This is a genomic window from Amaricoccus tamworthensis (assembly GCF_049800875.1).
GTDB classification, from domain to species: domain Bacteria; phylum Pseudomonadota; class Alphaproteobacteria; order Rhodobacterales; family Rhodobacteraceae; genus Amaricoccus; species Amaricoccus tamworthensis.
Map to the genome: position 1 here is coordinate 233,305 of NZ_JBNAFV010000005.1, position 25,662 is coordinate 258,966.

The 25,662-nt window shown below is 63.5% G+C and carries 23 protein-coding genes; 15 read left to right on the forward strand and 8 right to left on the reverse strand.

Annotation, left to right across the window (positions count from 1 at the left end; genetic code table 11):
- The first annotated feature begins 8 nt into the window (after positions 1-8).
- Positions 9-1,652, forward strand: coding sequence for an FAD-binding oxidoreductase (locus ACP15P_RS11530; protein WP_424928609.1), 1,644 nt, complete (start codon positions 9-11; stop codon positions 1,650-1,652).
- A 10-nt stretch (positions 1,653-1,662) separates the two neighbouring features.
- Here the strand turns inward: ACP15P_RS11530 and ACP15P_RS11535 are convergent, their stop codons facing one another.
- Positions 1,663-3,561: an alpha-amylase family protein gene (locus tag ACP15P_RS11535; RefSeq protein ID WP_424928610.1), complete on the reverse strand. Its 1,899-nt coding sequence runs from the start codon at positions 3,559-3,561 to the stop codon at positions 1,663-1,665.
- A 302-nt stretch (positions 3,562-3,863) separates the two neighbouring features.
- On the opposite strand from ACP15P_RS11535, the gene ACP15P_RS11540 reads away from it, so the two are divergent.
- The 10 genes from ACP15P_RS11540 (at position 3,864) to ACP15P_RS11585 (ending at position 14,927) form a co-directional block, all read left to right on the forward strand.
- On the forward strand, positions 3,864-6,353 hold the full coding sequence (locus ACP15P_RS11540; RefSeq protein WP_424928611.1) for an ATP-binding protein: 2,490 nt from the start codon (positions 3,864-3,866) through the stop codon (positions 6,351-6,353).
- Positions 6,354-6,417: 64 nt separating this feature from the next.
- Complete coding sequence (sseA, locus tag ACP15P_RS11545; RefSeq protein ID WP_424928612.1) at positions 6,418-7,269, forward strand: 3-mercaptopyruvate sulfurtransferase; 852 nt, start codon at positions 6,418-6,420, stop codon at positions 7,267-7,269.
- Positions 7,266-7,847, forward strand: coding sequence for a GNAT family N-acetyltransferase (locus ACP15P_RS11550; protein ID WP_424928613.1), 582 nt, complete (start codon positions 7,266-7,268; stop codon positions 7,845-7,847). The genes sseA and ACP15P_RS11550 overlap by 4 nt, the downstream gene beginning before the upstream one ends.
- The gene (locus ACP15P_RS11555) at positions 7,840-9,024 is read left to right on the forward strand and encodes an amino acid aminotransferase (protein ID WP_424928614.1); all 1,185 of its coding nucleotides are present in this window, start codon (positions 7,840-7,842) and stop codon (positions 9,022-9,024) included. The genes ACP15P_RS11550 and ACP15P_RS11555 overlap by 8 nt, the downstream gene beginning before the upstream one ends.
- Positions 9,025-9,227: 203 nt before the next feature.
- Positions 9,228-11,102, forward strand: a complete 1,875-nt coding sequence (locus ACP15P_RS11560) for an amidohydrolase (protein WP_424928615.1) — start codon at positions 9,228-9,230, stop codon at positions 11,100-11,102.
- 36 nt (positions 11,103-11,138) lie between these two features.
- Positions 11,139-11,933: a transporter gene (locus tag ACP15P_RS11565; RefSeq protein ID WP_424928616.1), complete on the forward strand. Its 795-nt coding sequence runs from the start codon at positions 11,139-11,141 to the stop codon at positions 11,931-11,933.
- Between the two features lie 49 nt (positions 11,934-11,982).
- Positions 11,983-12,804, forward strand: a complete 822-nt coding sequence (locus ACP15P_RS11570) for an MBL fold metallo-hydrolase (RefSeq protein ID WP_424928617.1) — start codon at positions 11,983-11,985, stop codon at positions 12,802-12,804.
- Positions 12,805-12,845: 41 nt separating this feature from the next.
- Positions 12,846-13,868: an AraC family transcriptional regulator gene (locus tag ACP15P_RS11575; protein ID WP_424928618.1), complete on the forward strand. Its 1,023-nt coding sequence runs from the start codon at positions 12,846-12,848 to the stop codon at positions 13,866-13,868.
- 110 nt (positions 13,869-13,978) lie between these two features.
- Positions 13,979-14,398 carry a DUF4345 domain-containing protein gene (locus tag ACP15P_RS11580; protein WP_424928619.1) on the forward strand — a complete coding sequence of 140 codons (420 nt, stop codon included), beginning with the start codon at positions 13,979-13,981 and terminating at the stop codon, positions 14,396-14,398.
- 13 nt (positions 14,399-14,411) lie between these two features.
- Positions 14,412-14,927 carry a P-loop nucleotide/nucleoside kinase family protein gene (locus tag ACP15P_RS11585; protein ID WP_424928620.1) on the forward strand — a complete coding sequence of 172 codons (516 nt, stop codon included), beginning with the start codon at positions 14,412-14,414 and terminating at the stop codon, positions 14,925-14,927.
- Here ACP15P_RS11585 and ACP15P_RS11590 read toward each other — a convergent pair.
- Positions 14,915-16,324 (reverse strand): methyl-accepting chemotaxis protein, encoded by a 1,410-nt coding sequence (locus tag ACP15P_RS11590; RefSeq protein ID WP_424928621.1) that lies wholly within the window; start codon positions 16,322-16,324, stop codon positions 14,915-14,917. The two genes, ACP15P_RS11585 and ACP15P_RS11590, sit on opposite strands and share 13 nt — an antisense overlap.
- 102 nt (positions 16,325-16,426) lie before the next feature.
- Positions 16,427-18,361: an acyl CoA:acetate/3-ketoacid CoA transferase gene (locus ACP15P_RS11595; RefSeq protein WP_424928622.1), complete on the reverse strand. Its 1,935-nt coding sequence runs from the start codon at positions 18,359-18,361 to the stop codon at positions 16,427-16,429.
- Between the two features lie 222 nt (positions 18,362-18,583).
- Between ACP15P_RS11595 and ACP15P_RS11600 the strand changes: the two genes are divergently transcribed.
- A complete protein-coding gene (locus ACP15P_RS11600; RefSeq protein WP_424928623.1) occupies positions 18,584-19,033 on the forward strand; it encodes a thiol-disulfide oxidoreductase DCC family protein in 450 nt (149 codons plus the stop codon).
- 40 nt (positions 19,034-19,073) lie between these two features.
- Here ACP15P_RS11600 and ACP15P_RS11605 read toward each other — a convergent pair whose 3' ends face one another.
- From ACP15P_RS11605 to dapB, 4 genes are all read right to left on the reverse strand, one after another.
- Positions 19,074-19,862 (reverse strand): EAL domain-containing protein, encoded by a 789-nt coding sequence (locus tag ACP15P_RS11605; RefSeq protein ID WP_424928624.1) that lies wholly within the window; start codon positions 19,860-19,862, stop codon positions 19,074-19,076.
- A 54-nt stretch (positions 19,863-19,916) separates the two neighbouring features.
- Positions 19,917-20,489 carry an AAA family ATPase gene (locus ACP15P_RS11610; RefSeq protein WP_424928625.1) on the reverse strand — a complete coding sequence of 191 codons (573 nt, stop codon included), beginning with the start codon at positions 20,487-20,489 and terminating at the stop codon, positions 19,917-19,919.
- Positions 20,490-20,505: 16 nt separating this feature from the next.
- Complete coding sequence (locus ACP15P_RS11615) at positions 20,506-21,741, reverse strand: multidrug effflux MFS transporter (RefSeq protein WP_424928626.1); 1,236 nt, start codon at positions 21,739-21,741, stop codon at positions 20,506-20,508.
- Between the two features lie 260 nt (positions 21,742-22,001).
- Positions 22,002-22,817 (reverse strand): 4-hydroxy-tetrahydrodipicolinate reductase, encoded by an 816-nt coding sequence (dapB, locus tag ACP15P_RS11620; RefSeq protein WP_424928627.1) that lies wholly within the window; start codon positions 22,815-22,817, stop codon positions 22,002-22,004.
- 58 nt (positions 22,818-22,875) lie between these two features.
- Here dapB and rbfA point away from each other — a divergent pair, with 58 nt between their 5' ends.
- Positions 22,876-23,274: a 30S ribosome-binding factor RbfA gene (gene rbfA / locus ACP15P_RS11625; protein WP_424928628.1), complete on the forward strand. Its 399-nt coding sequence runs from the start codon at positions 22,876-22,878 to the stop codon at positions 23,272-23,274.
- Between the two features lie 24 nt (positions 23,275-23,298).
- Positions 23,299-24,219, forward strand: coding sequence for a tRNA pseudouridine(55) synthase TruB (gene truB, locus ACP15P_RS11630; RefSeq protein WP_424928629.1), 921 nt, complete (start codon positions 23,299-23,301; stop codon positions 24,217-24,219).
- A 2-nt stretch (positions 24,220-24,221) separates the two neighbouring features.
- Here the strand turns inward: truB and ACP15P_RS11635 are convergent, their stop codons facing one another.
- Positions 24,222-24,650 (reverse strand): hypothetical protein, encoded by a 429-nt coding sequence (locus tag ACP15P_RS11635; RefSeq protein ID WP_424928630.1) that lies wholly within the window; start codon positions 24,648-24,650, stop codon positions 24,222-24,224.
- 306 nt (positions 24,651-24,956) lie between these two features.
- Between ACP15P_RS11635 and ACP15P_RS11640 the strand changes: the two genes are divergently transcribed.
- Positions 24,957-25,661, forward strand: coding sequence for an SDR family NAD(P)-dependent oxidoreductase (locus ACP15P_RS11640; protein WP_424928631.1), 705 nt, complete (start codon positions 24,957-24,959; stop codon positions 25,659-25,661).
- Position 25,662: the final 1 nt, after the last annotated feature.

Sequence of the window (25,662 nt, forward strand, 5' to 3'; positions counted from 1 at the left end):
GCGCGGTGATGACACAGGTCGATGAGAGCCCGTTTCACGCGGGAGAGCGGGACGCGCAGCGTCGTGCGGGCGTGGGTGACGTGTCGAAATGGGCGGGTGGTTTCGTGCGGGACCATCTGCCGGAGCAGCACCGCGCCTTTTATACCTCCCTGCCCTTCATGGTGTTTGCCGGAGCGGATGCGGAGGGGCGTATCTGGACAACGCTGGTGGATGGGGAGGACGGGTTTATCCGTTCGCCTGATCCAGGACGGCTTACATTGGATACTGTGGTGGATGGGACCGATCCGCTGGCCGCGCTGTTTGCGGCGGGCGGGGATATCGGGGCGCTTGGGATTGAACTGGCCACCCGGCGGCGGAACCGGTTTAGCGGGCGGCTTTCGGCCGGAGACACCGGGCTGGTGATCGACATGCGCCAGACCTTTGGGAACTGCCCGCAGTATATTCATCCGCGTGGGCTCACCCGTGTGGCGCGGCGGGAGGCGCCGGCGGCGCGGCGGAGTGAGACCCTGTCGGAGGCGCAGATGGCGCGGATTTCGCGGGCCGATGCGCTGTTTATCGGGTCGGGGCATCATGACGGAAGCGGTGCGGCCTCGAACGGGTTTGACGCCTCGCATCGCGGGGGTGCGCCGGGATTTGTGCGGGTGGAGGGGCCAAACCGGCTGCTGGTCCCGGATTATGCGGGGAATAATTTCTTCAACACCATTGGCAACCTGATGTCGGACCCGCGTGTGGGGCTGGTGTTCGTCGATTTTGAAACCGGGGGACTGTTGCATGTCACGGGTCGGGCGCGGGTGGACTGGTCGCCGGGGGGTGGTGTGGACCCGGATGCCTTGCGGCTGATCGAGGTGGAGATCGAGGCGGTGGTGGACCGGCCCGGGGCGCTGTCGCTGCGCTGGACCCGGCTGGACGGGGAGGCGCGGAAGCTGCGCCTGGCGCGTCGGGTGCGGGAATCGGACGGGATCACGTCGTTCTGGTTTTCTCCGGTGGATGGGCGGCCGCTGGCGGAGTTCAGGCCGGGGCAGCATTTGCCGGTGGCGGTGCAAATCCCGGGGCAGCGCGGGATGACGGAGCGGAGCTATTCCCTGTCGGGTGTTGCGGCGGACCGGTCGCATTACCGGCTGTCGATCAAACGGGAGGACCGGGGTTTGATGTCGCGGTTTCTGCACGACCATCTGTGCCAGGGCGACATGATCGAGGCGCGGCCGCCCGCCGGGGATTTTGGTGTTCCGGACGGTGACGGGCCGGTGGTTTTGGTCAGTGCGGGTGTGGGGCTGACGCCGATGGTGTCGATGCTGCATGCGCTGGCCGGGAGCGGGCGGCGGGTCTGGTTCGTGCATGGCGCGCGGAACGGACGGGACCACGCAATGCGGGCGGAGGTGGACGGTCTGATGGCGCGGCACAGGAACCTGCGGCGGCAGGTTTACTACAGCCGCCCGGACCGGACGGATGTGCCGGGTGTGGCGTTTGACGTGGCGGGGCGAATGAGCGCGGAGGCGGTTGCCGTGCTGGAGGACCCGGCGGAGGCGCGGTATCTGCTCTGTGGGCCGGGGCGGTTTCTGACGGACATGCAGGCGGGGCTGGAGGGCTGTGGCGTGCCGCCCGGACATATCCTGTTTGAGCGGTTCGGTCCGGACGGGAAGGTGGGGGCGTGAGGCCCCGGCCCTAGCGAAACCAGGCGCGGGCGTAGGGCGCGATGGGGACCGCGCCGCCGTCGGAGGCGACCGCGCCGCCGGAGAGGATGTCGACATGGCGGGTCATGCCGTGCTGGACCAGCCAGCTTTGCGGCAGGGCGGTCCAGCAGTCGGAGAAGTTGTAGACGCAGACGACGCTGCCGAAGGGGGCGCGGCGGGCCAGGGCAAAGAGGGCCGCGTTGCCGGTTTGCAGGATTTCGGTGGGGTATGCCGCGTGGAACTCGCGCACGCCGGCGCGGCGGGCGAGAATGCCGCGGATGCCGGTCCAGACCCTGGCCTGAACGCTGTCGGGGTCGCTGCGGGCGATCTCCGCACCGGCCCAGTCCATCATGGGGCGATGGAGCCAGCGGCTGTCATGGGCGTGGGCCGGGACGTCGTGGTAGCCGTAATCGTTGGTCAGGGCGAGTTCGTCGCCCATGTAGATCAGGGGGATGCCGCCGCTGCTGGCGATCAGGGCGTGGCCCATGAGGATGCGGTCGATGGCACGGTCGGTGGCGATGGCGTCCTTGGCGTCGAGGGCTTTTTCGAGACCCGCGAGGGAGGCGCAGGTGCCGCTGATGCGCTTGTCGCCGGTTTCGGGGTTGTACTGAAACAGCTCGCCTTTCGAGAAGCTGCCTGGGAAAGTGCCCTCGTAGAAATCGGAAAGAAAGGAGCGGTGCAGATGGCCGTTGAGGCCGACGACGGCGGCGTCCTCGTCCGTCACGGCCCAGCCGATGTCGTCATGGCAGCGCAGATAGGTGGCGTAGGTCGCGTTGGTGAGGTTGGGGGGGAAGTGGGCGCCCATCACATAGGTCATGAGCTGCGTGTCACTGGAGGCGAGGGCCGACCAGAACTGGACCATCAGGGAGTTGTGGTAGGCGAGGTTGCCCTCCTTACCGTCATGTTCGCCGCGACCGAGATAGGGCAGCATCTCGGCGGGGCTGACGATGGCTTCCTCCAGGTGGATGACGGCGGGGGCGACGATGCGGCAGACGGCGCGCAAGGCCTGGAGGAGCATGTGGCATTCCGGCTCCGACTGGCAGCGGGTGCCCATGCGTTTCCACATGAAAGCCACGGCATCGAAACGCAGGACATCCACGCCGCGATTGGCGAGGTTGAGCATGATTTTGGCCATTTCGAGGAAGACCTGGGGGTTGGCCCAGTTCAGGTCCCACTGATGCTCGTTGAAGGTGGTCCAGACCCATTTTTGGCAGTCGTCATACCAGGTGAAGTTGCCGGGCGCGTCATTGGGGAAGATTTCGACGAGGGTGCGCTCATACTGCTTCGGCAGGGTGTCGTCGTCGAACATGAGATAGTAGTCGACGTATTTCGGGTCCCCCCTGCGGGCTTTTTTGGCCCAGGCGTGTTCCTTGGCGGTGTGGTTGAGGACCATGTCGACGCAGACACTGATCCCGCGTTCGCGGCAGGCGGTGGTGGCGGCCTCGAAATCGTCCATCGTGCCGTAGGCGGGGTTGATTTTGCCGTAATCCATCACCGAATAGCCGCCGTCATTGGGGGCCGGGCGGGGTTTCAGGCAGGGCATGAAGTGCACGTAATTGATGCCGAGATCGGCGAGGTAGTCGAGCTTTTCCGGCACGCGGGCCAGGGTGCCGCAGAAACGGTCAATGTAGAACACGTAGCCCGCCATGTCGGGGCGCTGGAACCAGTCGGGTTCCAGGTCGCGTTTCAGGTCGAGCAGCCGCAAATCCTCCGGCCGGTCGCGCCAGGCCACGCGCATGGCGCGGTCCAGTGCCTTGGAAAACTTCGCGTAGTCGGGATGGGTGCCGTAGAGACGGTCGAGCATGGACCAGAGGTCGTCATGGCTGCGCTCGCGGCGCAGGTCGAAAATCCGGTCGCTGAAGTCGATTGAGGTTGGTTTGGTCTCTGGCATGTATTCCCCCCTGTTTGCGGAGAGTTTGTGGTGAACGGGGCGCAAATTCAATAGAGAGCCCCCTGCTTCCGGTCATGACTGCGCCCGCGAAGGTACCGGGCCATGAAATCCGGTCCGTGGCCGGGTGGGCGATTTGGTAATTTTGGTTACATTTTCAGGCACCTGGCACGGCGAAAGGTAAACTTTTTGGTAACACCGGGAGGATACCAATATCGTGCACCCGATGCGTGGGCGTCCAGAACGGGCCGGTGAGCGAAGGGATGCGCCTACCAGGAACAACGTCAACAGATCCGGGCACTCCATTGAACTTTCTTCGCAAATCCAGTGTCTTGTTGACGCGGCTCCCGTTTATCTCGTCCCTTATAGCGTTGGTGGTGATTGGTGTTGTCGCCGTTGCTTTTGAACGGCAGGTCACGGCATCGCACGCACAGAAGCTGCGCATTGAGGTGCTGAACCAGGCCAACCAGCTGCGTTCGCGGCTTGAGACGCAAATCAGCCGCAACATTCTGGCGGCACAGGGGCTGGTTGCGGTGATCGGCTTCCGTCCGGATATCACGCAGGAAGAGTTTTCGCTTCTGGGAGATTCCATCGTCATCAACAACCGCCAGATTCGCAATCTGGCCGGTGCGCCGGATCTGGTGAACACCATGGTTCATCCGTTGGAAGGCAATGAGGCGGCGCTGGGGCTGAATTACCGGGAAAAGGAGGACCAGAACGGGTCGGTCTTTCTGGCCATGAGGACCGGGTCCATCGTTCTGGCCGGTCCCGTCAATCTGGTTCAGGGAGGTCAGGGCTTTATCGGGCGGCTGCCGGTGTACACGCACCGGGAAGGTGGCGGAAGGGAGTTCTGGGGCATCGTTTCGACGGTGATCGATACCCAGGCGCTGTACCGTGATGCGGGGCTGACGCATCCAGACCTTCAGATTGACGTGGCTCTGAAGGGTGTGGATGGCAGACCCGCCCTTGGCCAGCTGTTTTTTGGTGATGCGGACCTGCTGAACCGCGATCCCGTGCATGTGGATGTTGTTTTGCCCTATGGGACGTGGAAGCTTTACGCGACGCCGAAGGGCGGCTGGGAGGCGCAGCCGATCAACTGGAAGGTGCGCGGGATGTTCGCGCTCACCGTTCTTATGGTCGCCGGGCCTATTTTGGGGGCGACCGTTCTGCTCGATGCGCGGCAGTCCTATCACAACCGCATCCGGGAAGCAGAAAGTGAGCGGGAAAGCCTGGCGACGCGTCTGGAACTGGCGCTCAAGGCGTCGGGTGTGGGCATCTGGGACGCCGACCTGAAGTCGGGTAAGACCATTTGGGACGAACAGGCCCGGCGGATTTACGGCCATATGGACGGACCGGGGATCACAACGGCAGCGGACTTCGCCAATGTGGTGCATCCCGAGGACTATCCTGCGGTCAAGGCCGAGGTCGACCGCGCGATAGAGGAACATCGCAAGCTGAACCTCGAATACCGCCTGAAGCTGGGCAATGAAATACGCCATGTGAGGACTACCGCGAGCATGATCTGGCGAGATGGTGATGCGGTGCGCATGGTCGGCGTGATCTGGGACGTGACCGATGACATCCGGCGTCAGGACGAACTGGCGGAGCGGACCACGCAGGCGGAGGCCGCAACCGTGGCCAAGTCGCAGTTCCTCGCGACAATGAGCCATGAAATCCGCACACCGATGAGCGGCATTCTGGGCATGCTTGACCTGCTGTCGGAGGAGGATCTGGGTGAGCTTCAGCACAGCCGGGTGACGATCGCCCAGGAATCCGCGCAAAACCTGATGGCGATCCTGAATGACATTCTGGATTTCTCCAAGATCGAGGCGGATGGCATCGAACTGGAGCCGGAGAGCACGGATGTATGGCAACTGGCACATAATACAACCGATCTGATGACCGCGAGTGCGGGTCAGAAGGGTCTGGGCCTGTCCTGTACGATTTCCGACAGCGTGCCGCAGTGGCTGGAGATTGATCCGATCCGCTACCGGCAGATCATGTCGAACCTCGTGAACAACGCGATCAAGTTCACAACCACCGGCCGGGTTGAGGTTTTCCTGGAGTGTGAGGATCTGGGCGGTGACATGCGCAGGCTGGTCTGCCGGGTAATGGATACCGGCATGGGTATTCCGGCGGACGAGATCGAAACGGTATTTGGCAAGTTTTACCAGACGGATTCCTCGGCCTCGCGCAAGTCGGGCGGGACCGGGCTTGGCCTCGCGATCTCGCGGCAGCTGACGGAGATGATGGGCGGGAAAATATCGGTTGAAAGCCGTCCGGGCGAGGGCAGCACCTTTACCTTTCATATTCGTACGCGCATTGCCGAGGCGCCGTCCGGGGCGGTGCCGCAGGGCGAGACGGTTTCGGAGGAGGGGCCGGAGAACCTGCGCATTCTGGTGGCCGAGGACAATTCGACCAACCAGTATCTGATCCGGGCCTATCTGGGCAGCGAGCATGACCTGACGCTCGTGAGCAACGGACGCGATGCGGTTTCGGCGATACGCGACATGGAATTCGACGTCGTTCTGATGGACATTCAGATGCCGGAGATGGACGGGATCGAGGCCACGGAGATCATTCGCGCTATGGAGGGGCCAGGTGCCGCCGTTCCGATTATCGCGCTGACCGCCAATGCGGTTCAGGGTGACCGGGAGACCTATCTGGCCGCGGGTATGACCGAGTATGTCACCAAACCCATCGACCGTAAGGAGCTGATCGCCACCATCGCGCGGGTTGCCGCACCTGGGCGGGGCGGCATGGCGGATATGGACCGGACGGCCGTCGGGTTCTGAGGCTTGCTCCCGTTGGGTTTCGGGGATATTCGGGGAATTCATGTAATTCTTGCGGACGGGACTCATGCGGCAGAGCGATCCCCGGCTTTTGGTTTCAACCGACTGGCTTTACGGCCATCTCGACGCCCCGGACGTGAAAGTGATCGACGCCAGCTGGCACATGCCGGCGACCGGGCGCGATGGCCGGGCGGAGTATGCCAAAGAGCACATTCCAGGGGCCGTTTTCTTCGATATTGACGACATCTCCGATACGGCCTCGAACCTGCCGCATACGGCGCCGCCGATTGAGAAATTCATCTCGCGGGTCCGGGGGATGGGTATTGGGGACGGCCACCGGGTCGTTGTCTATGACAGTCAGGGCCTCTTCAGCGCCGCGCGGGTGTGGTGGATGTTTCGGCTCTTTGGCAAGGATGATGTCGCGGTTCTGAATGGCGGTCTGCCGAAGTGGAAGGCCGAAGGCAAACCGGTGGATGACACGGATGTTCTGCCACGGGCGCGGCATTTCACGGCGCGGCGGGATTCCGGGCTGATCCGGGACGTGACGCAGGTGGCGGCCTCGGCCAAGCTTGGGGATGTGCAGATCGTGGATGCGCGCGCGCCGGAGCGGTTTCGGGGCGAGGTACCGGAACCGCGTGAGGGGCTGCGGTCCGGGCATATTCCGGGCTCGAAGAACGTGCCGTTCACGACGCTTCTGAATGAGGATGGCACCATGAAAAGCCCCGAGGGGCTGAAGGCCGCGTTTGAGGCGGGGGGTGTCGATGTTGGCAAACCCGCGATCACCAGCTGCGGCTCGGGCGTGACGGCGGCGGTTCTGTCGCTGGGACTGGAGATTTTGGGCAACCGTCAGCATTCGCTTTATGACGGCTCCTGGACCGAATGGGGGGCCTACCCCGATCTGAAAGTGGAGACGGGATGAGACATAGGGCCGGAGAAACGGTTGAGTATGCGATCACGTATCTTGAGATGACCGCGCGTCCGGACGTGGCGCGGCCGCATATGCCAAGCGGGCCGGTGTCGGCCCTGGTGGCGGCGGATACTCCACCGGCCTGGTATTTCCTGAGCCTTTATGACGCGGTCGGGTCCGAATATGAGTGGACCGACAGGCATCAGCAGAGCACGGAGGAGATCGAGGCGTTTCTGCACCACAAGGACGTGACGCTGTTTTCGCTCGTTCGCGACGGCTGGCCGCACGGTTTTTTCATTCTCGATGCGCGCGAAGAGGGCGTTGTTGACCTGAGTTATTTCGGGCTGGTGCCGCAGGCGATTGGCCGGGGGGTGGGGCAGTATCTGCTCTCGACCGCCGTTCACATGGCCTGGGACATACCGTTGACGGAGCGCGTGACGGTAAACACCTGTTCCCTGGATCATCCACGCGCCCTGCCCCTTTACCAGAAGGTGGGATTTGAGCCATACCGCCGGGAAACGGTCAGCCGGGTGCTGACCAGAGACCGGGATCTCATCGACCCGCCAACCCAGGAGACGCAGAATGTTTGAAAACCTGTCCCCGACGCCGCCGGACAAGATCATTGAGCTGATCGGACTTTATGCTGCGGATACCCGTGAGCAGAAGCTCGACCTGGGCATTGGTGTCTATAAGGACGAGAACGGCAAAACCCCGGTGATGCGGGCCGTGAAGGAGGCCGAGCGTCGCCTGGTGGCGGAGCAGGATACGAAAGCGTACCTGGGCATGCTGGGCGATCTGTCCTTCGTGGACGGCATGGTTGATCTGATCTTCGCGGGTGAGGTGGCGAAGGAGCGGATCTGTGGCGCGCAAACCCCTGGCGGCACGGGCGCGATTCATCAGCTTTGTGAGCTCATCCGCAAGGGTTCGCCCGATGCAACGGTATGGTATTCCGATCCGACCTGGCCGAACCATCCGGCGATCCTCAAGCATGTTGGGCTGAACGCGAAGACCTACAGCTATTATGACGCGGCGACCGGTCAGGTCAGCTTCGACGTGATGGCCGAGACGCTGAAGAGTGCGGCGCCGGGTGACGTGGTGATCCTGCATGGCTGCTGTCACAACCCGACGGGTGCGAACCTGACGCTGGACCAGTGGAAGCAGGTGACGGCGATCTGTCTGGCCGAGGGGCTGGTGCCGTTGGTGGACCTGGCCTACCAGGGTTTCGGCGACGGTCTGGATGCGGATGCCGAGGGCGTGCGCTACATGGCTCACCACATGCCGGAAATGATGGTTGGCGCGAGCTGCTCCAAAAATTTCGGTCTGTACCGCGACCGTGTGGGCGCTGCGATCCTGATTGGCAAGGATGCGGAGACCACTGAGGTGGCGAAGGGCAATCTGGCGACGCTGAACCGTCTGAACTTCTCGTTTCCGCCGGATCACGGTGCGAAGGTCGTGTCGATCATCCTGAACGATCCGGAACTGACCGCCGACTGGAAGGCGGAACTGGAGGACATGCGGCAGAACATGCTGACGCTGCGCGAGGGTCTGGCCGAGGCACTGCGCCGGGAATCCAACTCGGACCGCTTTGACTATATCGCCGAGCATCGCGGCATGTTCACGCAGCTTGGTGGCACGGTCGAGAAGGTGAAGGCGCTGCGCGAGGAGCATGGTGTCTACATGGTCGGCACCGGACGCATCAATATTGCGGGACTTCCCAAAGATGGTCTCGACGATCTCGCCAAAGCCATTGTGGCGGTCGGAATCTGATAATCCCACGACGTGGCCGGGACCATTCAGGTCCGGCCATGTGACGGGACAGCGTGGATCGGGCGGAACCTGATCCACGGGCCAAAACCCAAAAAGTGATATGACGTGCGGTGATCGGGAGGTTACCGTACTCAAATGTCGCCGGTGGCCGGTTTTGCGGTCGGCCATGTCGATGTTTGCTTTGTCATTGGGGAGGCTTTGAAATGGCGGCAGGATTTACCGGAACCGCCCTGGTGATCGGAGCGGTGGCCTGGGGCACACATGCGGCCGCGCAGGATGTGGCCGACACGATTTATTCCGGCGGGCCCATTCTCACCATCAATGACGATCAGCCCTCGGTGGAGGCCGTTGCGGTCAGGGACGGCATGATTGTAGCCGCGGGGCCGATGGACGAGGTCTCGTCACTTGCGGGTGACGCCACGGACATGGTGGATCTGGCCGGGCGCACGATGGTTCCGGGATTTGTCGACAGTCACGGCCATGTGGTCCTGGGCGGGATTCAGGCCCTGTCGGCCAATCTGCTGGCGCCGCCGGATGGTGAGGCCACGGATATTGAGGGCGTTCAGCAGACGTTGCGCGACTGGATCGCTGAAAATCAGGAAGCGGTGGAGAACACGCAGCTGGTGATCGGGTTCGGGTATGATCCGGCGCAGCTTGCGGAATTGCGGCATCCGACGCGCGCGGATCTGGATGCGGTGTCGACGGAGGTGCCGATCCTGATCGTGCATCAGTCCGGGCATTTTGGCGCGTTGAACTCCAAAGCTCTGGAAATCGTCGGGTACACGGCCGAGACCGAGAACCCGGCAGGTGGGGTGATCCGCCGCCGGGATGATGGCGAGCCGGACGGTGTGCTGGAGGAATATGCCTTTTTCGGGGCTCTGGTGCCTCTGCTCGGTCGGCTGGGGTCGGACGGGTTTGAGCAGTTCGCGAAGGCGGGTGCGGAGATGTGGGCGCGGTTCGGCTACACGACCGGCCAGGAAGGGCGGTCGAGTGCGGGCAATGTCGACGCGCTGCGGGCGGTCGATGCGCGCGGCGAGCTGCCGATTGATGTGGTGGCGTTTCCCGATGCACTTGAGAACCGCGACTTTATCGAGGCAAACGTTTCCGGGGATTACGAGGGCAATGTCCGGGTCGGCGGCTGCAAGCTGACCATTGACGGGTCGCCCCAGGGGTTCACGGCCCTGCGCGACCGGCCCTATTACGATCCGGTGGGGGATTATCCGCCAGGCTACCGGGGCTATGCCGCGATTACCGAGCAGCAGACCAATGACACGGTTGACTGGTGCTACGAGCGCGGCATTCAGATTCTGACCCATGCCAATGGCGAGGGCGCGTCGGACATGCTGATCGCCGCGGTGCGGGCGGCGGAGGAAAAACATGGGAGTGCGGACAACCGGCCGGTTCTGATCCATGGGCAGTTTCTGCGCGAGGATCAGGTCGACAGCCTGAAGGAGCTGGGGATTTTCCCGTCGCTCTTTCCCATGCACACGTTTTACTGGGGGGACTGGCACCGGGATCATACGGTTGGGCCGGTCAATGCGGACAATATTTCGCCCACCGGCTGGGTGCGTCAGCGGGACATGATTTTTGGCTCCCACCACGACGCGCCGGTGGCGTTCCCCAACAGCATGCGGGTTCTGTCCGCGACGGTGACGCGGCGCACGCGGTCGGGCGATATTCTGGGGCCGGCGCAGCGGGTGAGTGTGATGGATGCGCTGAAAGCGCTGACCATCTGGCCCGCCTGGCAGCATTTCGAGGAGGACAGTAAGGGCTCGATCGAGGTGGGCAAGATCGCGGACCTGGTGATCCTGTCGGACGATCCCACGGCGGTGGACCCGGAAACGCTGGCCGATATTGAGATCGAAATGACGATCAAGGACGGTGAGGTGATTTACGACGCGGCGGGGGATGTGAAGAAAACCGACCTGCGGGATCAGCCGCTCCTCAATGATCCGTATACCGCGCACCGGATCCTTCATGCGATGAACCAGGGGCTGGGCGTGGAGCGGCGTATTGGCTGCATGCTGTCAGAGGCGCAGTGCCGGCGCCTTCTGGGGGCTTTCGCGCAACCGATGTAGGTAATTTTGACACGTATTAATGAGGAAACCCGCTTTATGATGATTTCAAAAACGGCAGTGTTGGCCCTTGTCCTTTCGCTTGGCGGCGCGTCCTTTGCACAGGCACAGGATGCGGAGGAACTGGCCAAGGATCTGTCCAACCCGGTGGCGGATCTGATCAGCGTTCCGTTTCAGCTTAACTACGACGACAATATCGGGCCGGACGACGGGGGATCGCGCTGGACGCTGAACATTCAGCCGGTCATTCCGTTTTCGCTGAATGACGACTGGAACCTGATTTCGCGCACGATCCTTCCGGTGGTGTCGACCGATGGTCTGCCGCCGGGCAGCGGGACGCATACGGGACTGGCCGATACGGTGCAGAGTTTCTTTTTCTCGCCAAAGGACACGGTCGGCGGTGGCTGGATCGTTGGGGCCGGGCCGGCTTTCTTGGTGCCGACATCGACCGATGACCGGTTCGGCGTCGGGGAATGGGGTGCCGGTGTGACGGGCGTGGTCCTGCGTCAGAGCGGGCCCTGGACCTATGGCGGCCTCGCCAACCATATCTGGGATGTGAGCGGCGATACAGATATCAGCTCCACGTTTATGCAGCCCTTCATGAGCTATACGACGCCGGAGGCCTGGACCTTCACGCTCAACTCGGAATCCACCTATGACTGGGAGAGCGAGGAGTGGTCGGTCCCGCTCAACGGCGTGGTGACAAAGGTGGTGCAGTTTGGTGACCAGCCCGTAAGTTTCGGCGGGGGTATCCGGTACTGGGCTGATCCGGCGCCGAACGGGCCTGAAGGCTGGGGTGCGCGGTTTATCATGACGTTCCTGTTTCCGGCCTAGATCGGGTCCACGGCATCTCGGTACCAGAGCCAACGGGAGGGATGTGACATTGGCTGACGGTTTCATGATCTGTGCCACCTGTGGGGTGGAGCATTCGCCGGGCGCGGAAATTTGCCACATCTGCGCGGATGAGCGGCAGTACGTGCCGCGTGGTGGGCAGGTCTGGACCTCATTGGCGGAGATGCGTGCAGACGGCGTGCGCGTGACATTTGAGGAGGTCGAGCCGAACCTGTGGTCGATCTCCACCGAGCCGGGTGTGGGCATAGGGCACCGGTCGTTTCTGATCGTGACGCCGGGGGGCAATGTGCTTTGGGATCCGGTCGGGTTTATCGATGACGACGCGGTGCGGAGGATCGAGGGTCTGGGCGGTGTTCGGGCCATAGTTGCAAGCCATCCGCACATGTTCGGGGTGCAGCTGGAATGGAGCCGGGCGCTGGCGGATGCGCCGGTGCTGGTGGCCTCCGCGGACCAGGACTGGCTGGCGCGGGATGGCGCGGCGATTGTGATCTGGGACCGGGATTTTGAGCTGGTGCCGGGCCTGCGGCTCATTCGGGTTGGCGGGCATTTTCCGGGCAGCGCGGTGATCCACTGGGCCGATGGCGCGGAAGGGCGCGGGGTGCTGCTCGGGAGCGATTCCATCGGGTCGAACCCGGATGGCAGAACCGCGTGTTTCATGCGGAGCTTTCCCAACCGCATTCCCCTGTCCGTGAAGGCGGTCGAAAACGCGGTCGCGGCGGTGCGGGACCATCCGTTTGAGCGGATGTACGCGAATTTCAAAAGCGCGATCCTGGAAGATGCGGATGAGGCAGTGCGGGTGTCGGCGCGGCGGCATATCGACTGGATCACGGGGCGGCACGACGACCTGATCTGAGAGGCGCTTGACCTTGGGCGGGGTGGTTTTACGATCCAGCCATGGGATGGATTTCCGTGATTTTTGCCTACAGGGCGGTGGAGGCTTTGGGGGAGACGTGTGACCTGCCTGACGCTGCCCAGCGAAGGCTGTTGCTGACCGCGGGGATTGAGCCGGGTGAGGCGGTCGATCCGGGTCGGATGATATCAGAAGAGCGGTATTTCGGGTTCCTGGAGCGGATTGCCGAAGAACATCCGGCGGGACGGCATATTCCATGGCGGATGGGGGCGGCGATGCGCTGTGACGACTATGGCGCGTTTGGGCTTGCATTCAAAACGGCGCCTACCCTGCGTGAATCTCTGGGGCGGGTGGAGCGGTATGGGCGGGTTGTGACGTCGATTTCGAACTTCAGGCTGGTGGATGAGGATACTGACGTCGTCATGGAGATCATTCCGGGGCGGGAGACGCGGTTGGGGCTTTTCATGACAGATGAGCTGGCCATTGCGGCGGCGGTGCAGATCTGCCGCGAGGTATCGGAGGCCGGTTTTGCGCCGGTGCTGGTTGAGTTTGCTCATGACGATCCGGGCGGAGATGTGGGCTTGGCGGAACATCTGGGATGTCCGGTTGAGTACGGAGCGCAACGGACGGGAATGGTGCTGCCCGATGAGGTGCTGGATCGCGCGAACCGGCTGGGGGACCAGGGTGTTTCCGGGTTTTTCGATGATCACCTGAATGAAAGGCTGGTCAGTCTAATGGAGCTTGACGACCTGCGCGCGCAGGTGTTTGACGCAGTGCTGAATGCCCTGAGTGGGGGTGTGCCGACGCTGGCGCAGATCGCGGGGCGGATGGGGATGAGCGGGAGGACATTGCAGCGGCGGCTGGCGGCGGAGGATCTCGCATTTCAGGACATTGTCACTGAGGCGCGACGAAGCCTCGCGGGGAAGCTTTTGACAGGGACGGAGTTTGCGCTGACGGAGGTTGCGTTTCTGACGGGGTTCTCGGACCAGAGCACGTTCAGCCGGGCCTTCAAACGCTGGAACGGGCTGACACCGGCGGGGTATCGGCGCAGGGAGCGAATTCAGTAGGAGACAGGCCTGTTTTGGCGCGGAAAGCACAGGCTCTGGCGGCGGGCGCACATACACGGGAGCGGTCGGTCTGCCAGGTTCGGGGGGTAACGACCGACAGGGGGTAAGCCATGAACCTAACGTTTTTTCAGAAAACCGCTCTCGCCATCGCGGGGCTGACCGCGAGCTGCATTGCGGCGTTTATACTGGTCGCGCCGCATGCGTTTTATGCGGGCTATGGTGTGGAGCTGGGCACGAATGCAAGCCTGCTGAGCGAATTGCGCGCACCGGCGGCGGGTCTGCTCGCATCCGGGATATTGATGCTGGCGGGTATCATGTGGACGGCATGGACAAGGCCCGCGGTTGTGGTGGCCTTTATCGTGTTTGCTGGATTTCCGGCGGGGCGGATCATGGGATTGATCCTGGACGGGATGCCCTCGGGTGGGATACTTGGCGCACTTGCGATTGAGATACTGATCGGATTGCTGCTGTTTGCGGCGTTTGGTTGGCGGAGACGGGCCGCGATGCCCGGGGCTGGAGTGCCTGGTTGAAACAGGAGGCGGGATGACACCGGGAAATTTTGCAACGCTGCACATGCTGTGCGGGAAGATCGCCGCCGGGAAATCGACCCTGGCGGCGAGGCTGCTTGAGGAACCGGGGACGGTTTTGATTGCGGAGGATGAGTGGCTGCACGCGCTTTATGGCGATGAGATGGCCACGCCGCGGGATTTCGTGCGCTGTTCGGGCAGGCTGCGGCAGGTCATGGGGCCGCATGTGGCCGGGCTGCTCCGGGCGGGCATGTCAGTGGTTCTGGATTTTCAGGCCAACACGGTTGACGCGCGGCGGTGGATGCACGGCGTTGCGGAGGCGGCGGGCGTGGATCACCGGCTGCATTACCTGGACGTGCCGGATGAGGTGTGCCTCGCGCGCCTGAAGGCGCGGAATGCGCAGGGGGATCATCCGTTCGCGGCGACGGAGGAACAGTTTGTGCAGATTACCAAATACTTCGTGCCGCCCTCACCGGAAGAGGGGCTGACCCTGGTGGTGCATCGGGCGGATGAGGCCGGTCAGGTCCGGTAGGCGAGGCGCAGACCGCCCCAGTGGCGGCCGTTGACGAAGATCGGCGCGGAGACGTCCTTCATCAGAACGAACTCGCCGCCGCCCATTTCACGGCGGTAGACCTGGAGCAGGAACTGCTCGGTGTTGTTGCCGGATTTCAGGCCCACGCGGTCGTTGAAGATGCGGCGGTTGCGGCAGTTTGCCTGGTTCCAGTCGGGATCGTCGCCGGGGGTTTTGGCGAATTTCAGGTTGTGGGTGGGCAGGAAACCGTCTGGGTTTACAGCGGCGCAGAACACGACCTCGGGCATGAAGTCGAGCGCGGCCTCCTGAATTTTGGGCAAAACCTCGTCGGTGAAATCGACAAATGAGGTGTGATACTGCTGCGGATCGGTGCCGGGGATGGGGTTGTAGTCGCGGGAGAACAGCTCCTCCATGCTGATCCGGCCCGAGGTGACGGCGGCGGAGAAGATTTTGCCGATCCGGTCCGCGTCCCCAATCACGCGGTTGATGAAGGGGGAATCGCTGCTGGCGCCGCCGAATTCGACGCTGGTCTGAACGATGCGCTCGCTCTGGTCGACGAGATTTTCGACGCGTTCATGGGCGAGTTTGATGCCGTTGGCGGTTTTGTTGACGCTCTCGAGAATACTGCTGATGGCGGGGCCGAACGTGTCGATGGCCTCGCGGACCTGGTCGGCCTCGGAGGCGATGCGGGAGGCGCCGTCGCGGGCGGTTGAGACGCCCTCGCAGATGCGGGAGAGGTCGGTGTCGGTCTGTTTGGCCTCCTCGATCACCGAGTCCGCCTCGCGACCGATCTCGGAACTTTCCCGGTCGAGTTCCTTGATCCACTCGGCCAGGCGGGAAATGTTGTCGTTGATATTGGCGGCTTCCGCGTCGGTCTGGCGGCTGAGATCCGCGATGGCCTCCGCCACCACGGCGAAGCCGCGACCGGCATCACCGGCGCGGGAGGCCTCGATCTTGGCGTTGATGGCGAGGATGTTTACCTGGGTGGATATTTTGGCGATGCCTGCGGTGTTGGATTCCACGTCGCGCAGGGTCTTTGCCACGCATTCCATGCGCGCGTTCAGTTCCGACACCCAGGAGGCGACCTTTTGGGTGCGGTCGCCCGCCTGGCGGACGTTTTTGACGGTTCCGTCGACAACGCCCATGGCCTGGTCGGTCGAATCAACCACGGCCTGGACCGCCTCACGCACCGAGACATTGGCGCCCATGACCTGTTCGGTCCGGTTTTTGACGGTATCGAGAAGGGCGAGCTGATCGAAGGAGCTGTGTTCGATATGGTCAAGGAATCCAGCCACATCGACAATTTCAAACCCCAGCCGGGACGCGGTCTCGGCCAGTATCGTAAGGCGTTCCGCGAAATCGTTCTGTTGGTGATGAGCTACCGCACGGGTATTCAATTCTGCCTCCCTGCAATCCTGCGAAGAGGTAGTCCCAAAGGGTTAGCCACCCGTTAAGTATAACGCGCTTTTGGTACGGTACCGGTACGCCGTGCCTTTTTTTCAGCTTCCGGTCTGACGGGAGGAGAGAAACGCGCGGGCGTCCTCGGCACGCTCGAAGATGTGCAGGGCGCGGTCGCGTTCGAAGGTTTTGCCGAGTTTCATGCGGGAAAACGCGGAGGAGGAATAGCGGGTGACGGTGCCGTAGTATTTGTCCGTCAGGCCCGCGACCATGTCGCTCCAGTCATCCTCGACCTCCTCGGCGATATAGGTGCCGTCGTAATTGGCAATGACATCGACGCGGCGGGTCTGGCCCGCGCAGAGCTGCTCGACCCGGTCCTGGATCTGTTTGATGTCATGAGGGGTGCGGATGCGCATTTTCTCGAAGTTGAAGTAGAGCAGGTTGCGGGCGTCGTCCCGTTGCAGGCGGTCGACCAGGTCCAGGTGAAGCAGGTCGTTTTTGAGGTTCATCGGTCCCTCGCGGAAGATGCGCGGGTCCATCTGAAGCGGCGTGGACCAGATGGGGCGGAACCCCATTTGCGGGAAGATGTCGCGTTCGGGGTCGATGCCGGGGGCGATTTCGGTGAGTTCGAGGCCGTCGGAGGTGAGGTTGAAGACGCAGCGTTCGGTGACGTACTGGACCGAACGGCCGGACTCCGCCGCCAGGCGACCGGCGAAGGTGACCTGTTCCACGTCACCGATGAACTTGCGGGCGCGGCCCTCGGTGACGATTTTCAGCTCGCCGTCGGTAATGGCGACCTCCAGCCCCCCGGCGGTCATGGTGCCGGCGAAGACGACCTCGCGGGCGTTCTGGCTGATGTTGATGAAGCCGCCCGCACCCGCGAGTTTGGGGCCGAAGCGGGAGACGTTGACATTGCCCTCGCGGTCGACCTCGGCCATGCCGAGGCAGGCCATGTCGAGGCCGCCGCCGTCGTAAAAGTCGAACTGGTGGTTTTGGGCGACGATGGCGGAGGTGTTCACGGCCGCGCCGAAATCGAGACCGGAGGCTGGCTGGCCGCCAATGACGCCGGGCTCGGTGGTGAGGGTGAGGTGGTTCAGGAGCCCCTCCTCACCCGCGACACAGGCCACGCCCTCGGGCATGCCGATGCCGAGATTGACGACGCCATTGACCGGCAGGTCGAAGGAGACGCGCCGGGCGATGATCTTGCGGGTGTCGAGCGCCATGGGCGGCAGCGCACCCTCCGGCGCCTTGAGCGCGGCGGAAAAGGTGGAGGAATAGGCCGTGGCGTAGGTCTGCATGTGATTTTCGGGGCTGGCGATGACCACGGCATCGACGAGCGCGGAGGGCAGGATGACCCGGCGGGGATCGAGGCTGCGCGCGGCGGCGACGCGTTCGACCTGAACGATGACCACGCCGCCGGAGTTGTGGACGGCCATGGCCTGGGAAAGGTTGTCGAGGATCAGGGCCTCACGCTCCATGGTGATGTTGCCATCCTCGTCGGTGGTGGTGCCGCGCAGGAGCGCCACGTCGATGGGGAAGCTGCGGTAGAAGAGGTAATCCTCGCCATCCACGGGCATCAGGCGGACGATTTCGTCGGTGGAGATGTCATTAATGCGCCCACCGTCGCGGCGGGGATCGACGAAGGTGCCGAGGCCGACGCGGGTCAGGGTTCCAGGCTTGCCGGCGGCGATGTCACGGTACATGTGGCTGATCACGCCCTGGGGCAGGTTCCAGGCCTCGATCCGGCCGGAAAGGGCCAGTTCCGCGACCTTCGGGATCAGGCCCCAGTGGCCGCCGATGACACGTTTGAGGAGGCCGTCGGCGCCGAGGCGGTTGAGGCCTCGGGTTTTGCCATCCCCCTGCCCCGCCGCGAAGAAAAGCGTGAGGTCGCGGGGATCGCCGGTGTCCTGGAAGCGGTCGGCGATGGCTTTGAGCAGCTCATCCGGGACGCCGATGCCCACGAAGCCGGATGTTGTGATGGTATCGCCGCTGCGCACCAGTGCCGCTGCCTCGGCGGCGGTGATGATCTTTTTCATGGGCTGGCCCCCGCTGGTCCCGATGGGGAAGTTTAGGGCCGGTTTGTGCGTTTGCGCAATACGGGGCGTGGGATGGACGCGGTGGTAAACCACGTTTGTGCCGGGAGACCCTGGGCACGGAATCCAGGGGCGAAGCCCCGCCGTGCCTGCGCCGGACCGGACCCCCCGGTCCGGCGCAAACACGGCTTGCGTTGGGGGATCGGGTAGCCGACAGTTGGCTCCATGAGAGAGCCGTATTCGTACCGCGATGATCCGCAGGTTCCGCCGTTTGATGATGCGGAGCCGGTCGTGGTGATGGATGCGGACTGCGCGCTGTGCAGCTGGGGGGCGCGGACGATCCACGGGATGGACCGGAGCGGTGCGGTGCGGATCTGTCCCATACAGTCGCCGCTGGGGACGGGGCTGATGCGGCATTACGGATACAGGGCGGAGAACCCGGACAGCTGGCTGTTTATTGAGGATGGCGTTGCATATTCGGATATGGATGCTCTGATCCAGGTGGGCCGCACGTTTGGCGGCTGGGGGCGGCTGGCGTCGCTGATGCTGATCCTGCCGCGGTTTTTGCGGAAGCGCGTCTACCGGCTGGTGGCGCGGAACCGTTACAGGCTGTTTGGCAAGGGCGACATGTGCGCCGTGCCCGACCCGGAGTTTCAGAAGCGGCTGATCGGGTGAGCGGAGGTGTTGGGCGCCCGGACCGATTTTTTGGTCAGGATCAGGCCGCGTCGCTGGTACCGGGGCGGATTGGATTGAGGGGTTCCGTCGTGAAATCCGCAAACAGCGGTTTGGCGAGGTAGTAGCCCTGAATGAGGCGCAGACCGAGTGACTGGAGCGTTTCCAGCTCGGCGGCGGTCTCTATGCCCTCGGCGATGGGCACGACGCCGAGATCGCCGCACATCTTTATCAAATTGCGAACCAGGATCTGGCGGGTGCGGTCGCGGTCAATGTCGATGATCAGATGCCGGTCGAGTTTGATGATGTCGGGTACGATATCGGCGAGCAGGTTCAGACCGGAATAGCCCGCGCCGAAATCATCGATGGCGGTGCGGAAACCAAGCTCCCGATAGGTCCCGATGATGGAAATCAGGTGGCTGGAATCCATGACGTTTTCAGCTTCGGTGAACTCGAAGATGATGCGCCGGATGTCGAAATCGTAGCGTTCGGCGGCGCGCAGGGTCTGTTTGATGCAGTTTTTGGGCTCATAAACCGCGTTGGGCATGAAGTTGATCGAGATCGGGCTGTCGATGCCGAGTTCGGTCGCGACCCGGATCGCGGTGGTCCGGCAGGTCTGGTCGAAGTGGTAGCGGTTCGCGTCGGTGACATGCTCGAAAATCTGACCGGCGCCGCGCCCGTCCGCGCCGCGCACCAGCGCCTCCTGGGCGTAGACCCGCCCGGTGGTGGTGTCAAAAATGGGCTGGAAGGCCATGGTGATGTCTTCGGTAAATTTCGAGCCCGGCCGGGTGGAGCAGAGGTCACACGGCTTCGGGTTGGATGTCCCTGACATTGCGGGCTCCCCTCCTGATGTTGCGGTTGGACAGGACGATTGGGAGCGGGTAGATCATGCCGGGGTGAAAAAAGCCTTAGAACCGGGAGGTTTTTGGAGGTGGTCGAGGACAAACCGGGCGCGTTCGGCCACCGGTGCGCGGGGGAGTTCGACAATGTCGTAGTCGAGCCGGAGCATGGTGGCGCGCATCGCCTCACAGGTGGCTTCGGCCTCGGCCAGGTCCTGTTTGCGCTCGGCGTCCTGGGTGAAAATCTCCGGCCAGAACGGCGCGAGAAAGACGCGGCGGTTGTAGCGGTGAAGGCGGGCGGCGCGGTGCATGTGGTCCGGGACCGGCAGGTCGCAGAGGGTGAGGTAGCCGATAACGTCCGGGATGCCGCGGTCCATGAGGACGGGTCCGGACATGGCGGTGGCCTCGACGTGGGAGCGGAGTTCCCACAGCAGCATCAGTTCGGCGAATGCGGCCCGGTCGGCCCATGGCAGGGCGGTGCCGCCGATCCTGACCTGGGCCTGGATGATGGCGCGACCGGCCTCGGGCATGTGCGCGATGCCGTGTCCGGCGAGGGCCGCGATCAGGCTGGTTTTGCCTGATCCGGGGCCACCGGTGATGATGTGAAGGCGATCGGACATCTGACATCCGGGCGGGTTACTGGATCCCCAGTTCGCCCTTGCGTTTGGCGGTGCGGGCCACGTCCAGCGCGCAGAGGATCGCGAGGAAGGTGGAGGCGAGCATGATGTACAGAAGCGGCCAGGCCCCGGAATCGTCGTGCAGCAATGCCCCGGCAAGGGCCGAAAGCGCGGCACCGCCGCCGATCATCATGGCGCCGCCGAGGCCGGAGGCGCTGCCGGCGAGATGCGGGCGGACGGAGACCATGCCGGCATTGGCGCTCGGCAGGGTCATGCCGTTGCCGAAGCCCACGAGCAACATGGAGCTGAAGAATATCGGCGCGGACACGAAACCCAGCATGAACAGGAGCAGGATGAAGGCCGTGCCGAAGGTGGAAAACACCGTGCCGAGCAGCATCATGCGGTTCATGCCGATGCGCCGTGCGTAGCGGCCGGAGACGAAGTTGCCAAGCATGTAGCCCAGCGCGATCATGCCGAAATACGCGCCGAGACTGGCGGAGGAGAGGCCGAGGATCTGCGTGGCAACAAAGGGCCCGCCACCGAGGAAGGCGAAGAACGCGCCCGATGCCAGGGCGGCTGTGCCGGAATAGCCCCAGAACCGGCGGGAGGTCGCCAGTTCCGGCATGGCGCGGAACTGCGCCCCGAAATCGGCGGTGCGGTGGTCGTTGGTCTCGCCGAGGTCGAGCCAGAGCATGGCGTAGACGAAGGCGCCGAAGATGAAGGTCATCCAGAACACGGCCTGCCAGCCGTAAATCTGGTCGAGGACACCGCCGATCATGGGGCCGATCATCGGGGCCACGGCCATGCCCATGGTGACATAGCCGATCATGCTGGCGGCCTCCTCGGGCGGGACCATGTCGCGCACGATGGCGCGGCTCAGCGCGATGGAGGAGGCGACGCTGGCCTGGATGAGGCGGAAAGCGAGGAAGGTCTCGAAACTGGGCGCGAAGAGACAGCCAATGGTCGCGACGAGGAACAGCCCAAATGAGGCCAGCACCACGGGGCGGCGGCCGAACCGGTCGGACATGGGGCCGATGAAGAGCTGCAGCACCGCGGTCATGGCGAGATAGGCGGAGATCGCAAGCTGAACCACCGCGTAATCCTCGCTGAACCAGTCGGCGAGACTGGGCAGGGAGGGCAGCACCATGTTCATGTTGAGCGTCGCCAGCCCGGTCATCAGAACCAGGGTCAGAATATGGGGCGGCGTCGTGCGGTCGAACATTTTGGCCGGTGTCGGCCCGGAGCTTGTCGTCATTGATGCTGGTCCAGTCAGCGGAACCCAAAAATCCGTCCGCTGGCGGAAGGTAGTCCGTCGGGATGGATTTTACCATCCCGGGGTTGTGGGTTTTGGTTTGGGGGGTCGAGTATTTGATTGGTATCGGTCAGTTCAGCCGTCCCGCCCGGCGATGACGCCGGGCAGCGCCAACCGCCCCCAATGGGCGGCGCTCCGCTTCGCCCGCGGTTTGCGCTGCCCTCAGGCAACGGGCGGACAGGCTGGAACTGGCATTTGCCCGTTCAGTCCCCGAGGCCCAGCACATCGATCATGCTGTAGAGGCCGGGGCCTTTGGACTGGCCCCAGAGAGCGGCTTTAACGGCGCCGCGGGCGAAGAGCATGCGGTCGGAGGCGACGTGTTTGAGACTGATGCGCTCGCCCTCGCCCGCAAAGATGACCTCGTGTTCGCCCACGACATCGCCGCCGCGCAGGGCTGCGAAGCCGATGTCGCCGGGTTTGCGGGCGCCGGTAATGCCGTCGCGGCCGCTGTCGCGGGTGGTGTCGAGGCTGACGCCGCGGCCCGCCGCTGCGGCTTCGCCCAGCATCAGCGCGGTGCCGGAGGGGGCGTCGACCTTGTGGCGGTGGTGCATTTCGACGATTTCGATGTCGAAATCCATGTCGAGCGCCGCTGCGACCTTGCGGGTGAGAACGGTCAGGAGATTGACACCGAGGCTCATGTTGCCTGCCTGAACCACAACGGCGTGGCGGGCGGCAGCCTCGAGGCGTTCCATATGCGCGGGCTCCAGCCCGGTTGTGCCGATCACGTGGGTCAGGCGGGCCTGGGCGGCAAGTTCGGCGTGGTGCACCGTGGCGTCCGGCGTGGTAAAATCGAGAGCGGCCTGGGAATGGGCAAAGACCTCCAGCGGGTCGTCGAGCACGGTGATGCCGGAGGGGACGCCACCCATGACCTCGCCCAAATCGCGGCCGATCCAGTCATGGCCGGGACGCTCAGTGACACCACTGATCCGGGCGCCCTCGGTGGCGTTTACGGCCCTGATCAGCATCTGACCCATGCGGCCCGATGCGCCCACAACCGCGATGCCTGGGGTGTCGGTCATTGCATTTCTCCTTCTTCCCGCCCTTGACTCCTGCTCCGCGCGATAGGATGTGAGCCGCATGGCAAATTCAAGACCCCAATCCAGCAGTGCGCCGAGCCAGAGACAGCTTCGTGTGGCGGAAGTCATCCGCCGTGCGATGTCCAACGTGTTTGCGCGCGGTGACGTTCACGACCCTGACCTCGCGCATGTGTCGGTCACGGTGTCGGAAGTACGCTGTTCGCCGGACCTGCGCAATGCGACGGTGTTCGTTCTGCCGCTTGGCGGGCAGAACACGGATGAGGTCATGGCGGCGCTGAACCGGAACCGGGGCGAGATCCGGCGACAGGTGACGAAACAGATCGAACTGAAATACTCGCCGATGCTGAGCTTTCAGGCCGATGAGAGTTTTGACCGCATGGACCGCACGCGCGATCTGCTCAATTCGCCGGAAGTCCGGCGCGACCTCGACGAAGACTGACATCGCGCGAACGGGACGGACGCCATGGCACGACGCAAACGTGGCCGGCCGGTGCATGGCTGGCTGATCCTCGACAAACCTGCCGGGGTGTCCTCGGCCGCTGCGGTGGCGAAGGCCAAATGGATGCTGGACGCGAGGAAAGCGGGGCATGCCGGGACGCTCGATCCGGCGGCGACCGGGCTTCTGGCGATTGCCTTTGGCGAGGCGACCAAGACCGTGGCGCATGTGATGGATGGCGAGAAAACCTACCGGTTCGTCGTGCGCTGGGGGGCCTCGACCTCCACGGATGATGCGGAGGGTGAGGTCACGGCAACATCCCAGGCGCGGCCGGGTGAGGCGGCGATCCGGGCAGCACTCAATGACTTCCGCGGTGACATCATGCAGGTGCCACCGCAGGTGTCCGCGGTGAAGATCGACGGACAGCGGGCCTATGCGCGGGTGCGCGACGGGGAGACCGTGGTGATCGAGCCGCGCCCGCTGCACGTGTCACGTCTGGAGCTGGTCGAGTGCCCGGACGCGGATACGGCGGTGTTCGAGATGACCTGCGGCAAGGGCGGTTACGTGCGGTCGATCGCGCGCGACCTGGGCGAAACACTGGGCTGTCTGGGTCATGTCCTGAGCCTGCGGCGGCTGCGGAGCGGGCGGTTTTCGCTCGATCAGGCCATCGACTGGGAGAGGCTGACCGGTGCGGAGCGGGGCAGCGACCTGGAGCGGAACCTGGTCTCGGTGGAGGACGGTCTTGCGGACCTACCGGTGGTGGACTGCCTGCCGGGTGAGATTGAGCGCCTGCGTAACGGCAATCCGGTGATGGTCCTGCCAGGGGCGGAACCGGCGGAGGATGAACCGGTGTGGATCCGTCACGCGGGCCGCGCCATGGGCCTTGGCCGGGTCTCGGGAGGACGGTTTCATCCCGAGCGCATACTGGTGTCTGAACCGGGCGCGTAACATCACATGCGGGCCAGGGCGCGGGCCGGTGCCGCGGATTTGTTGGCGGGTTCGCAGGCCCGGGCGACCGACATGATGGTTTTGGTCGGTCCGATGCCGAGATGTTCCAGGTATCCGTTGTCAGTTTCACCCTCGCGCAGACGGTAATGTACGCTGAGATCGCCACCGCGTTCGAGAATGCGTTTGTATTTCCCGAATTCCTCCAGCGGGAACCAGCCGACAACGGAGGTGCCCTGCCCCTGTTCATGGGTGACGTAGCCGACGATGGCGCCCAGCCGGTCGGTGTCCAGTTCGGCGTCGAAAACCAGGATGGCCTGGTCGCGACTGCCATCTTCTGAATACAACTCAAGCGTGTGGCTGCGGACTTTGGTCCCATCCTCCTCCCACGTTCGGGTGTTTATTCGATGGTCCGAAAACGAAAAGTTCAGCATTGAATTACTCCCTTTACGACTGCTGTCATTAGGGAGTTGTTTACGTGTATGGCCGCCCGGACACTGTGAATGCCATCACAGAGCCAGGCGGAATCCGTCAGATTTCCGTAACGTCAACCAGGGTAACTGGTGCAAAAATTGCGCTGGATGGACTGCGGAATTGCGAAAATTGCCTGATGGAGGCGTTGGGCACTCGCAAACATGCGCGCGACGCGGAATGGCGGGAAAGTCCGAAAGCACAAAGACTTGGACATAACGGAGTGCAACCGCTAACCATCGGTAAAAAAGTCGACAGGGGTGGAGAAAATGACCGGGACAGTCGTGGTGACGGGCGGAACGCGCGGGATTGGTGCGGGGACCGCGGAGGTATTGGCGGCGGCCGGGTATAACGTGATTGCAGCGACTGTTTCTGAAGCGGAGATCGCGGCGTTCAAGGGCGTGGAGCGGATTGAGCCGCGCCTGCTGGATGTGACCGATACGGAGGCCGTAAACGTCTTCTTCGGCGGTCTGACGGATCTGGCGGGGCTTGTGAACTGCGCGGGCATACTCATTCGCAATGACGAATATGACATCAAGGTTTTTCAGAAGGTCATCGACGTGAACCTGACCGGGACCATGCGGTGCTGTCTCGCGGCGCGGCCTTTGCTGGCGCAAACCGGCGGGGCGATCGTGAACACGGCCTCGATGCTGAGTTATTTTGGCGGGCCGCTTGTGCCGGCCTATTCCGCGTCCAAGGGAGGCGTGGCGCAGCTGACCAAGGCGCTGGCGGCCGGATGGGCGGTGGATGGGATCCGGGTGAACGCGATTGCGCCGGGCTGGATCGAGACGGAAATGACCCAGGGTTTGCGGGACGCGCCGGAGCGGGAAGCGGGTATCATGGAGCGCACGCCGCTGAAACGCTGGGGCAAGACCAGCGAGGTCGGCGCTCTGGTCAAATGGCTGCTGTCGGATGAGGCCGGGTTCGTGACCGGGTCGGTCTATCCGGTCGATGGCGGGTATCTGGCGGTTTAAA

Coding starts and splice junctions, on each gene's coding strand:
- ACP15P_RS11560 (WP_424928615.1), top strand. CDS start 9,228: ATGGCGGCAGGATTTACCGGAACCGCCCTGGTGATCGGAGCGGTGGCC.
- ACP15P_RS11640 (WP_424928631.1), top strand. CDS start 24,957: ATGACCGGGACAGTCGTGGTGACGGGCGGAACGCGCGGGATTGGTGCG.
- ACP15P_RS11565 (WP_424928616.1), top strand. CDS start 11,139: ATGATGATTTCAAAAACGGCAGTGTTGGCCCTTGTCCTTTCGCTTGGC.
- ACP15P_RS11555 (WP_424928614.1), top strand. CDS start 7,840: ATGTTTGAAAACCTGTCCCCGACGCCGCCGGACAAGATCATTGAGCTG.
- ACP15P_RS11550 (WP_424928613.1), top strand. CDS start 7,266: ATGAGACATAGGGCCGGAGAAACGGTTGAGTATGCGATCACGTATCTT.
- ACP15P_RS11600 (WP_424928623.1), top strand. CDS start 18,584: ATGAGAGAGCCGTATTCGTACCGCGATGATCCGCAGGTTCCGCCGTTT.
- truB (WP_424928629.1), top strand. CDS start 23,299: ATGGCACGACGCAAACGTGGCCGGCCGGTGCATGGCTGGCTGATCCTC.
- ACP15P_RS11605 (WP_424928624.1), bottom strand. CDS start 19,862: ATGTCAGGGACATCCAACCCGAAGCCGTGTGACCTCTGCTCCACCCGG.
- ACP15P_RS11530 (WP_424928609.1), top strand. CDS start 9: ATGACACAGGTCGATGAGAGCCCGTTTCACGCGGGAGAGCGGGACGCG.
- ACP15P_RS11635 (WP_424928630.1), bottom strand. CDS start 24,650: ATGCTGAACTTTTCGTTTTCGGACCATCGAATAAACACCCGAACGTGG.
- sseA (WP_424928612.1), top strand. CDS start 6,418: ATGCGGCAGAGCGATCCCCGGCTTTTGGTTTCAACCGACTGGCTTTAC.
- ACP15P_RS11585 (WP_424928620.1), top strand. CDS start 14,412: ATGACACCGGGAAATTTTGCAACGCTGCACATGCTGTGCGGGAAGATC.
- ACP15P_RS11610 (WP_424928625.1), bottom strand. CDS start 20,489: ATGTCCGATCGCCTTCACATCATCACCGGTGGCCCCGGATCAGGCAAA.
- ACP15P_RS11615 (WP_424928626.1), bottom strand. CDS start 21,741: ATGACGACAAGCTCCGGGCCGACACCGGCCAAAATGTTCGACCGCACG.
- ACP15P_RS11575 (WP_424928618.1), top strand. CDS start 12,846: ATGGGATGGATTTCCGTGATTTTTGCCTACAGGGCGGTGGAGGCTTTG.
- dapB (WP_424928627.1), bottom strand. CDS start 22,817: ATGACCGACACCCCAGGCATCGCGGTTGTGGGCGCATCGGGCCGCATG.
- ACP15P_RS11595 (WP_424928622.1), bottom strand. CDS start 18,361: ATGAAAAAGATCATCACCGCCGCCGAGGCAGCGGCACTGGTGCGCAGC.
- rbfA (WP_424928628.1), top strand. CDS start 22,876: ATGGCAAATTCAAGACCCCAATCCAGCAGTGCGCCGAGCCAGAGACAG.
- ACP15P_RS11580 (WP_424928619.1), top strand. CDS start 13,979: ATGAACCTAACGTTTTTTCAGAAAACCGCTCTCGCCATCGCGGGGCTG.
- ACP15P_RS11535 (WP_424928610.1), bottom strand. CDS start 3,561: ATGCCAGAGACCAAACCAACCTCAATCGACTTCAGCGACCGGATTTTC.